Origin of the sequence: Actinophytocola gossypii, assembly GCF_025165815.1 — a bacterium.
GTDB lineage: Bacteria > Actinomycetota > Actinomycetes > Mycobacteriales > Pseudonocardiaceae > Actinophytocola > Actinophytocola gossypii.
In genome coordinates this window covers 449,233-459,401 of the sequence record NZ_JAFFZE010000014.1, presented here as the reverse complement: position 1 = coordinate 459,401, position 10,169 = coordinate 449,233, and the positions used below count along the sequence as shown (strand labels likewise).

1 pseudogene is annotated in these 10,169 nt (G+C 76.1%); it reads left to right on the top strand.

From position 1 onward, the window contains the following. Window positions 1-6: 6 nt before the first annotated feature. Window positions 7-10,164 (top strand): annotated as a pseudogene (locus JT362_RS35430) (SDR family NAD(P)-dependent oxidoreductase); the annotation flags it as partial. Window positions 10,165-10,169: the final 5 nt, after the last annotated feature.

The following is a 10,169-nucleotide window of genomic DNA, read 5'->3' as shown; positions in this document are numbered from 1 at the left end:
GGCACCTCGAGCGGCTTCCCGGCATCGCTCGCCGGGTTGCCAGCGGCCGAGCGGCACCGGCGGGTGCTCGACCTGGTGGCCGGCCGCACCGCCGAGGTGCTCTCGGTCATCGGCGTGCGGTCCACTGTGGACGTGACGGTTCCGTTCCAGGAGCTGGGGTTCGACTCCCTCGCCGCGGTCGAGCTGCACGCGCGGCTCACCGGGGACACCGGGCTCGACCTGCCGGTCACCCTGGTCTTCGACCACCCCACCCCCGACGCCGTGGCCCGCCTGCTGCTCGCCACCTGGTTCGGCGACATCCCAGCCGCCCCCGCACCCGCCGCACGTGCGGCGGCCGACGAGCCGATCGCGATCGTCGGCGTCGGCTGCCGGTACCCGGGCGGCGTGTCCACTCCGGACGACCTGTGGCGGGTCGTGCGCGACGGCGTGCACGTGCTCGACGAGTTCCCGACCGACCGGGGCTGGGACCTGGCGTCCCTGTACGACCCGGACCCGGACCGGCCGGGCACCAGCTACGTGCGGCACGGCGGCTTCCTGGACACCGCGGCGGAGTTCGACGCCGACTTCTTCGGCATCGGCCCGCGTGAGGCGTCCGCGATGGACCCGCAGCAGCGGCTCGTGCTGGAGACCTCGTGGGAGGCGCTGGAGCGCGCCGGCATCGACCCGGCCTCGTTGCGCGGCACCGCGACCGGCGTGTTCGTCGGCGCCGAGCCGCAGGAGTACGGGCCCCGGCTGTACGAGGCGCCCGCCGGGCTCGACGGCTACCTGCTCGCCGGGAACGCGCCGAGCGTCGTGTCCGGCCGCGTCGCCTACAGCCTGGGCCTGGAGGGCCCGACCCTGACCGTCGACACCGCCTGCTCCGGCTCGCTGGTCGCCCTGCACCTGGCCTGCCGGGCGCTGCGGGCCGGCGAGGCGTCGCTGGCGCTGGCCGGCGGCGTCGCGGTGCTCGGCGGTCCCGGGGTGTTCACCGCCTTCAGCCGCCAGCGCGGACTGGCCCCGGACGGCCGGTGCAAGCCGTTCGCCGACGCCGCCGACGGCACCGGGTTCGCCGAGGGCGTCGGCGTCTTCGTGCTGGAGCGGCTGTCCGACGCGCGCCGCAACGGGCACCGGGTGCTGGCCGTGGTGCGCGGCACCGCCATCAACTCCGACGGCGCGTCCAACGGGCTGACCGCGCCGAGCGGACCCGCCCAGGAACGGGTGATCGCCGCCGCGCTCGCCGACGCCGGGCTGACCGCGCGGGACGTGGACGCGGTGGAGGCGCACGGCACCGGAACCCGGCTCGGCGACCCGATCGAGGCGCGGGCGCTGCTCGCCGGGTACGGCCGGGACCGGGCGGAGCCGCTGTGGCTCGGCTCGGTGAAGTCCAACCTCGGGCACGCCCAGGCCGCCGCCGGCGCGGCCGGGGTGCTCAAGATGCTGCTCGCCATGCGGCACGACCTGCTGCCGAGGACCCTGCACGTCGACCGCCCCACCTCCCGGGTCGACTGGTCCGCCGGCGCGGTGGAGCTGCTGACCGAGGCCCGCGCGTGGCCGGCCGGCGACCGCCCGAGACGGGCCGGGGTGTCGTCGTTCGGCGTGAGCGGCACCAACGCGCACGTGATCATCGAGGAGGGCGACCCCGAGCCGTCGCCAACGCCCGGCCAGGAGCCGTCCGGTCCGGTGCCGGTGGTGCTCTCCGCCAGGAGCGAGCCCGCGTTGCGGGCACGGGCCGCGCAGCTCGCGCCGGTCGTGGCCGGCGCGGAGTCCCTGGTGGACGTGGCGGCCACGCTGGCCGCGACCAGGGCGTCGCTCGACCACCGCGCGGTCGTGGTGGCCGCCGACCGTGCCGAGGCCGAGCGCGGGCTGCGGGCGATCGCCGACGGCACCACCCCGGTCGCCAGGACCGGCGGGCGGACCGCGTTCCTGTTCACCGGGCAGGGCGCCCAGCGGCTCGGCGCGGGCCGAGGGCTGTACCAGGCGTTCCCCGCGTACGCGGCGGCCTTCGACGAGGTGGCCGACGAGCTGGACGTGCACCTGGACCGCCCGCTGCGGGACGTGCTGTTCGGCGACGACCCAGAGCCGCTGGACCGCACCGGGCACGCCCAGCCGGCGTTGTTCGCGGTCGAGGTGGCGCTGTACCGGCTCCTGGAGTCGTGGGGGCTCGCGCCGGACGTGTTGCCGTTGTTGACCGACGGGGTTGCGGTCGCGGCGGTGAACGGGCCGGAGTCGGTGGTGGTCTCCGGGGTCGAGGCCGAGGTCATGGCGGTGGTGGAGCGATTGGGGTGCCGCCACACGCGGTTGCGGGTGTCGCACGCGTTCCACTCGCCGCTGATGGACCCGATGCTCGACGAGTTCCGCACCGTCGCCGAGTCCGTGACCTACCACGAGCCCCAAATCCCGCTGGTGTCGTCGGTGGCCGACCCGGACTACTGGGTCCGGCAGGTCCGCGAACCCGTCCGATTCCACGACGCCGTGCGCACGCTGGCCGAGGACGGCTCGACCACGTTCCTCGAACTCGGCCCCGACGCCGCGCTGACCGCGCTCGGCCCCGGCTGCGTCGACGGGGACCACGCGTTCGTCGCGACCACCCGCCGCGGCAGGCCGGAGACCCGTGAGCTGATGTCGGCCGTCGCCCACCTGCACGCGCGGGGGATCGGCGTGGACTGGTCCGCGTTGTTCGGCCCGGCCCGCCGTGTCGACCTGCCGACCTACCCGTTCCAGCGTCGCCGGTTCTGGCTGGACGCCGAACCGGCCGCCGGGCACGCCCGCACCGGCCACCCCGTGCTCGGCGCCGCGCTCCCGCTGGCCGACGACGGTGCCGTGCTGACCGGGCGGCTCTCGGTCGACGCGCAGCCGTGGTTGGCCGACCACGTGGTGCTCGGCACGATCCTGTTGCCCGGCACCGCGTTCGTCGAGCTGGCGCTGCGCGCGGGCGAACAGGTCGGACACCCGGTCGTCGACGAGCTGACCCTGCACGCCCCACTGACCCTCGACGAGCGCACCCCGGTCGCGGTGCAGGTCGTCGTCGGCGCCCCCACCGACGGACGCTGCCCGGTGTCGGTGTACTCCCGGCCCGAACACGCCCCCGCCGACGCCGCCTGGACCAGACACGCCACCGGCAGCCTGACCACCGACGCCACCCCCGCCGCCGCCCTCACCGAATGGCCTCCGGCCGGCGCCGAGGAGATCCCCGTCGGCGACGCGTACGCGCTGCTCGCCGACCGCGGCTACGACTACGGGCCCGCGTTCCAGGGCCTGCGCGCCGCGTGGCGCCGGGCCGACGAGGTGTTCGCCGAGGTCACCCTGCCGGCCGGCCAGGCGGCCCCGTTCGGCGTGCACCCGGCCCTGCTCGACGCCGCCATGCACGCCGACCTGCTCGCCGGCGGCCCGACCCTGCTCCCGTTCGTCTGGAAGGGCGTCGCCCTGCACGCGCCGGGCGCCGGCACGCTGCGCGTCCGGATCACCCGCCTGCGCGGCGACGAGGTGTCCGCGATGACCATGGCCGACGAGACCGGCCGTCCCGTGCTGACCGTCGAGTCCCTGGTGTCCCGACCGGTGTCGGCCGGGCAGCTCACCGCCGACCCCCTGTACCGGGTCGACTGGATTCCCGCCACCCTGTCGGACGAACCGGTGCCCGACACCGTGGTGTTCCCCGTGCCCGACCCCGCGACCGGCGACGTCCCCGCCGACGCGCTGGCCGCGACCACGGCGGTACTCGCCGCGATCCGCGGCCGGCTCGCCGACGAACGGTCCCGCGACACCCGCCTGGTGGTGACCACCCGGCGCGCCGTCCACCACCCCGAGCCGGCGCTGGTCCACGCATCCGTCTGGGGTCTCGTGCGCGCCGCCCAGGAGGAACACCCCGGCCGGTTCGCCCTCGTCGACCTGGACGACGACGACACCGGCCTGGCCGCCGCCATCGCCTCCGGGGAGCCGGAGACCGCCGTCCGCGACGGCGTCGTGCTGGTGCCCAGGCTCGTCCGCACCACACCCTCCGAAGTGGACACCAGGACGCTCGACCCGGACGGCACCGTCCTGGTCACCGGCGGCACCGGCGGGCTCGGCGCGCTGGTCGCCCGGCACCTGGTCACCCGGCACGGCGTCCGGCACCTGGTGCTCGCCAGCCGCCGCGGCCCGGCCGCCCCCGGCGCCGCCGCCCTGGTCGACGAGCTGACCGAGGCCGGCGCCACCGTCCGGGCCGTGGCCTGCGACGTCGCCGACCGGGACGCGCTCGCCAGCCTGCTCGCCGACCTCCCCACCCCGCTGACCGCCGTGGTGCACGCGGCCGGCACCGCGGGCGGCGGCCTGGTCGACACGCTCACCCCGGACGCGGTCGCCGCCGCGTTCGAGCCCAAGGCGGCCGCCGCCTGGCACCTGCACGAGCTGACCGCGCACCTCGACCTGGCCGCGTTCGTGCTGTTCTCCTCGGCCGGCGGGCTCGTCCTGGCCGCCGGACAGGGCGACTACGCCGCCGCCAACGTGTTCCTCGACCGGCTCGCCGAGCTCCGGGCCGCCCGCGGCCTGCCCGCCACGGCGATGGCCTGGGGACTCTGGGACGAGACCACCGGCATGGGCGAGCCGACCGACGCCGACCGGCGGCGGATGGCCCGGCTCGGCACCCCCGCCCTCACCCGCGCCGAAGGCCTCGCGCTGTTCGACGCCGCGCTCGCCTCGGGCACGCCCTCGGTCGTGCCGCTGCGGGTCGACCTCGCCGCCCTGCGCACCCGCACGGACGTCCCGGCCCTCCTGCGCGACCTCGCCAGCCCCGCCCCACGCCGCGCGCCGGCCGCCCCCGCCCGCTCCCGGCTCGCCGACCTGCCGGCCGCGGAACTGGACCGGGTGTTGCCCGACCTGGTCGGCACGCACGTCGCCGCCGTACTCGGCTACGACGACCCGGCCGACGTCGAGGAGGGCCGCGCGTTCCGCGACCTCGGCTTCGACTCGCTGGCCGCCGTCGAGCTGCGCAACCTGCTCGGCGCCGACACCGGCCTCACCCTGCCCGCGACACTGGTCTTCGACCACCCGACACCGACTGCGGTCGTCGCACTGCTCAAGGAGAAGCTCGGCACCGCCGCCACCCCCGCCCCGGCCGCGCCCGCGGTGACCGCCCCGGTCGACGAGCCGATCGCCATCGTCGGCATGAGCTGCCGGTTCCCCGGTGGCGTGGCGAGCCCGGAGGACCTGTGGGCGCTGCTCGCCGACGGCGTGGACGCGGTGTCCGAGCTGCCGACCGACCGAGGCTGGGACGTCGACGGCATCTACCACCCGGAGCCGGGCACCCCGGGCCGCACCTACACCCGCGAGGGCGGGTTCCTCTACGACGCCGCCGAGTTCGACCCGGAGTTCTTCGGCATCGGCCCGCGTGAGGCGCTGGCGATGGACCCGCAGCAGCGGCTGCTCCTGGAGACCGCGTGGGAGGCCGCCGAACGCGCCGGCATCGACCCGTCGTCCCTGCGCGGCAGCCGGACCGGCGTGTTCGCCGGCGTGATGTACGACGACTACGGCAGCCGCCTGCACAACCCGCCCGACGACGTGGCCGCCTACCTCACCAACGGCAGCTCCGCGAGCGTCCTGTCCGGCCGGGTCGCCTACACCCTCGGTCTGGAGGGCCCGGCGCTGACCGTCGACACCGCGTGCTCGTCGTCGCTGGTGGCGCTGCACCTCGCGATCGCCGCGCTGCGCAACGGCGAGTGCGAGCTGGCCCTGGCCGGCGGCGTCACCGTCATGTCCACCCCCGACATCTTCGTCGACTTCAGCCGGCAGCGCGGCCTCGCGCCGGACGGCCGGTGCAAGTCGTTCTCCGACGGCGCGGACGGCACCGGCTGGGCCGAGGGCGCCGGCCTGCTCCTGGTCGAGCGGCTGTCCGACGCGCGCCGCAACGGGCACGAGGTGCTCGCGGTCGTCCGCGGCTCCGCGGTGAACTCCGACGGCGCGTCCAACGGGCTGACCGCCCCGAACGGTCTCTCCCAGCAGCGGGTGATCCGGTCCGCGCTCGCCGCCGCCGGACTGTCCACACGCGACGTCGACGCGGTCGAGGCACACGGCACCGGCACCACCCTGGGCGATCCGATCGAGGCGCAGGCCGTGCTCGCGACCTACGGCCAGGACCGCGAGCGCCCGCTGTGGCTGGGCTCGCTGAAGTCCAACCTCGGGCACGCCCAGGCCGCGGCCGGGGTCGGCGCGGTCATCAAGATGGTGCTGGCGCTGCGCAACGGCATGCTGCCGAAGACCCTGCACGTGACCGAGCCGTCCTCGCACGTCGACTGGTCGGCCGGGAACGTCGAACTGCTCACCGAGCCACGCGACTGGCCCACCGGCGACCGCCCCCGACGCGCCGGGGTGTCGTCGTTCGGGCTCAGCGGCACCAACGCCCACGTCATCCTGGAAGAGGCGGACCCGGCACCGGCCACACCGTCCGGGGACCTCGCGCCGCCCTCGGTGCTCCCGGTCGTCGTGTCCGGTACGACCGAGGCCGCGACCAGGGCCCAGGCCGCCCGCCTGCTGTCCCACCTGGACGCCCGCCCGGACCTCACCCTGCCCGACCTCGCCTACTCGCTCGCCACCACCCGCGCCGCCCTCGACACCCGCGCGGTCGTCCTCGCCGGCGACCGCGCCGAGGCCGAACGCGGCCTCGCCGCAATCGCCGCGGGTAACACCCCCGTCCACGGGCTGCTCCGTGGCCGCACGGCGTTCGTGTTCGCCGGTCAGGGCGCGCAGCGGGTCGGTATGGGTCGTGAGCTGTACGAGTCGTTCCCGGTGTTCGCGTCGGCGTTCGACGCGGTGTCCGCTCAGCTGCCGGGGATCTACCTCGGTGATGATCCGGAGACGTTGAGCCGGACCGAGCACGCGCAGGCTGGGTTGTTCGTGTTCGAGGTGGCGTTGTTCCGGCTGTTGGAGTCGTGGGGTGTTCGTCCGGACGTGGTGGTCGGGCACTCGATCGGTGAGATCGCGGCCGCTCATGTGGCCGGGGTGTTCTCGTTGGCGGACGCGTGCCGTCTGGTGTCGGCGCGTGGTCGGTTGATGGGAGCCCTGCCCGAGGGTGGGGCGATGGTCGCGGTCGCGGCCGCCGAGGCCGAGGTGTTGCCGTTGTTGACCGACGGGGTTGCGGTCGCGGCGGTGAACGGGCCGGAGTCGGTGGTGGTCTCCGGGGTCGAGGCCGAGGTCATGGCGGTGGTGGAGCGATTGGGGTGCCGCCACACGCGGTTGCGGGTGTCGCACGCGTTCCACTCGCCGCTGATGGACCCGATGCTCGACGAGTTCCGCACCGTCGCCGAGTCGGTGACCTACCACGAGCCCCGGATTCCGCTGGTGTCGTCGGTGGCCGACCCGGACTACTGGGTCCGGCAGGTCCGCGAACCCGTCCGATTCCACGACACCGTCCGCCGCACCGGCGCCACCCGGTTCGTGGAGATCGGCCCCGACCGGGTGCTCACCGGGCTGGTCCTGGCCGGCCTCGACGACGTGCTCGCCGTGCCGACGCAGCGCGCCGGCCACCCCGAGCCCGCCACCCTGATCGCCGCGCTCGCCGAACTGCACGCCCACGGCACCCGCGTCGACTGGGCCGCGTTCTTCGCCGGTCGCCGGGTCTGCCGGGTCGACCTGCCGACCTACGCCTTCCAGCGTGAACGGCTCTGGCTCACCGACGGACCCCGCACCGCCGACATCCACGCCGCCGGACTGGACGCCGTGACACACCCACTGCTCGGCGCCGCGATGCCCGCCCCCGACACCGGTGGCGTGGTCCTCACCGGCCGCCTGTCCACCGCCACCCAACCCTGGCTCGCCGACCACCGCGTGCACGGCGAAACGCTGCTGCCCGGCACCGCGTTCGTCGAACTGGCCATCCGCGCGGGTGGCGAGGCCGGCTGCTCCCGCCTCGACGAGCTGACCCAACTCGCCCCGCTGGTCCTGCCCGCCGACGGCGCGGTCGCGGTCCAGGTCGTGGTCGGCGCCGAGGACGAGCACGGCACCCGCCCACTGACCGTCTACTCGCGGCCCGACCAGAGCACCACCTGGACCCGCAACGCCGCCGGCGCCGTCGCACCCGCCGCCCCGGCCGAACAGCCCACGCCGGACAGCTGGCCGCCCGCCGGCGCCACCGAGGTCGACCTCTCCCGCGCCTACCAGGACTTCACCGCACTCGGCTACACCTTCGGCCACACCTTCCAGGGACTCCGGGCACTGTGGCGCCGAGCCGACGAGGTGTTCGCCGAGGTCGTGCTGCCCGACGGCGCCGACGCGGGCTCGTTCGGCCTGCACCCCGCCCTGCTCGACGCCGCGTCCCAGGCCGCCGACTACCTCGCCGACGGCGGCCCCACCGCCGTCGGTGAGACCAGGGTCCCGTTCGTGTGGCACGACGTCTCCGTGCACGACCAGGGCGCGACCGCCGTGCGGGTGCGCGCCCGCACCCTCGCGCCCGGCGGCGTCGTGTCCCTGACCCTGACCGACCGCGCCGGCCGCCCGGTCGCCACCGTCGGCTCACTCACCCCGCGAGCGGTGGCCCCGGAACGGCTCGGCGGCTCCCTGTACCGCGTCGAATGGTCCACAGTGGACAACGGAGTCGCCGGCCCCCGGATCGTCCTGGACGGCCCGGCCGACCTCGACGAACTCACCGAGGTGCCCGAGACGGTCGTGCTGCCCTGGCCCGCGGTGCCCGGTCGGGACGTGCCGGAGCGGGTCCGCGCCGGCGTGCACGGCGTGCTCGCGGTGGTCCGGCGCTGGCTCGCCGACGACCGGTTCGCCGCCGCCCGGCTGGTGCTCGCCACCACCGGCGCGCTCGACGACCCGGCCCAGGCCCCCGTCTGGGGACTCGTCCGCGCCGCGCAGGCCGAGAACCCCGGCCGGTTCGTCCTGCTCGACCTCGACACCGACGGCGAACCGCCGGCCGCGCTGCCCCCGGACGAGCCCGAGCTGGCCGTCCGCGACGGGCGGCTCCGCGTCCCCCGCCTGGTCGACCACCCCGCGCGCACCGAGGCCGCCTGGCCCACCGACGGCACGGTGCTCGTCACCGGCGGCACCGGCGCGCTCGGCGCCCTGGTCGCCCGCCACCTGGTGACCGAGCACGGCGTGCGCCGGCTCCTGCTGACCAGCCGGCGCGGCCCGGCCGCCCCCGGCGCGGACGCGTTGCGCGCGGACCTGACCGCGCTGGGCGCCGACGTGTCGGTGGTCGCCTGTGACGTCGCCGACCGGGACGCGCTCGCCGCGCTGCTCGCCGGGCACCGGCTCGCCGCGGTCGTGCACACCGCGGGCGTGCTCGACGACGGCGTGGTCACCGCGCTGACCCCCGAACGGGTCGACACCGCGCTGCGCGCGAAGGTCGACGCCGCCTGGCACCTGCACGAGCTGACCCGCGACCACGACCTGGCCGCGTTCGTGCTGTTCTCCTCCGCGTCCGGGATCCTCGACGGCGGCGGGCAGGGCGGCTACGCGGCGGCGAACGTCTTCCTCGACACCCTCGCCGCGCACCGCCGGGCCGCCGGCCTGCCGGCCGTGTCGCTGGCGTGGGGGCTGTGGGCCGACGCCGAGGACGCCCCGGCGAGCGCGATGACCGGCCGCCTCCGCGCCGCCGACCTCGACCGGCTCGCCCGGTTCGGCATCGGCGCGCTCACCCCAGCCGCCGGGCTGGCCCTGCTGGACGGCGCGGTCGCCGGCACCGAACCGGTGGTGGTCCCGGTCCGGCTCGACGTCCCGGCGCTGCGGGCCCGCGCCGACGGCGTGCCGGCCGTGCTCCGGGGAATCGCCGGCGTGCCACCCAGGAAGGCGCCGGTGGCGGTCGAGGTCCCGCTGGCCGAGCGGCTGGCCGAACAGTCCACCCAGGACCGCGACCGAACCGTGCTCGACCTGGTGCGGGACCACGTCGCCGGGGTGCTCGGCCGTCGCGACCCGCGCTCGATCGACCCGGACAAGGGGTTCCTCGACCTCGGGCTGGACTCCCTCGCCGCGCTTGAGCTGCGCAACCGGCTGGCGAAGGCCACCGGCCAGCGGCTGCCCGCGACGCTCGTGTTCGACTTCCCGACCGCCGCGCTGCTGGCGAAGTTCCTGCGCACCGAGCTGGTCGGCGACGACCCGGCCGAGCCGGAACCGCCCGCCGCCGAGCCCGACCGGGCCGAGTCGATCAAGACGATGGACATCGACGACCTCGTCCGGACCGCGCTGAGCCGCGGCGCCGGCCAGCCGAAGGGTTGACGACC